Raw genomic sequence first — 1287 nt, forward strand, 5'->3', positions numbered from 1 at the left:
GACATAACCCTACTGCAAATCAACTAATTTCTCAAGAATATCGCTTGAAACAAGATCAAGAAACAGCAATAGAACGACCGTTAGCAGAAAAACCTGGTGTCCGTCTAGTATCAGTAGTTGCTTTGGTAGGAGTGGTTATTGCTTCTGCTTCAACCCTCTGGTTTGGATTTCTGCAACCCAAACCTCCTGCTAAACAAGCGGCGAAAACTGCTAATCCTTCTCCCAGTAATGAACCAGTTTTAGATGAGTCTGCTGACCTTAAAAGCCGATTAGCTTTTCAAGATCAACAGCAACAACTCAATGTCAAACCAATTTCTGCTACATCTCCGAGTCCAACATCACCAGCTAAACCACAACCATCATCACCAGTACGGACAGTCCGACAGACTATTTCACCTCGCACTACTGCTGTTAGAGTTGCTGAACCTGCACCCAGTCTTAGGCGGTATTCTTCCCCAACTTCGGTAAATTCACCTGTAACTCGTACAGTCCCACGAACAATTCAACGACCAGTACAACAAGCTGAAAATAATGTTGATCCTTTGCAACAATGGAACAAATTAGCCAGTTTGGGACAGTCACAAATCGGTAACTCAACAATAGCCTCAACTCAAGAGAATCCAACAACACCGACAGCAAATAATCAAACTCTCAAAACCTTAAAATCAAGTACACCCAATCCCCAAGAAGCTGAACTACAAACAGTTTTAATTGGCTCTAAAAGTGTTGATACTCAAGCTAATTTAACTCCCGGTATGGTGGGTATCCTCAACCGTACACCTGCAAATTTAGTCAATTCCAATGTCAGCAGCAATAAGGATGTAGCACTGGGTACTTCTGTGCCTGCTAAAGTGATCATGCCGATGATATGGGACGAGGGTGGTAAAAATCCCAATGACCGCTTTGCTGTGGAGTTAACTAAACCTCTCAAAGCTACAGATGGTACAGAGGCACTTCCTGTTGGTACTGTTATCGTCGCTAAAACCACAGCAGTGGGTAAAAAAAATAATTTAGTTTCAGCTACTGCGATCGCTTTAGTTTATCCTGACTCCCAAGGTACAGTCAAACAGGAAACAATACCAGCTAGTACACTATTAATTCGTGGTAACAACAAGCGACCATTGATTGCTCAAAAGCTCAATGATGTGGGGTCAGAAATTGCTCAACAAGATTTGTTGGTGGGATTACTCAGTAGCTTGGGAAAAGTAGGTAGCATCGTCAATCAACCCCGAACTCAATCTAGCACTGTTGTTTCCAATCAGCAATTCTCATTTTGAAAAAAATAAA

Annotated in this window: 1 protein-coding gene; it reads left to right on the forward strand. The window is 42.1% G+C overall.

Annotated features, from left to right (window positions below; translation table 11 throughout):
* On the forward strand, positions 1-1277 hold a 1277-nt coding region (locus tag FJR05_RS03830), incomplete at its 5' end, for a hypothetical protein (RefSeq protein ID WP_254446695.1).
* Positions 1278-1287: the final 10 nt, after the last annotated feature.

The sequence above is a fragment of the Dolichospermum sp. UHCC 0259 genome (assembly GCF_009711935.1).
GTDB lineage: Bacteria > Cyanobacteriota > Cyanobacteriia > Cyanobacteriales > Nostocaceae > Dolichospermum.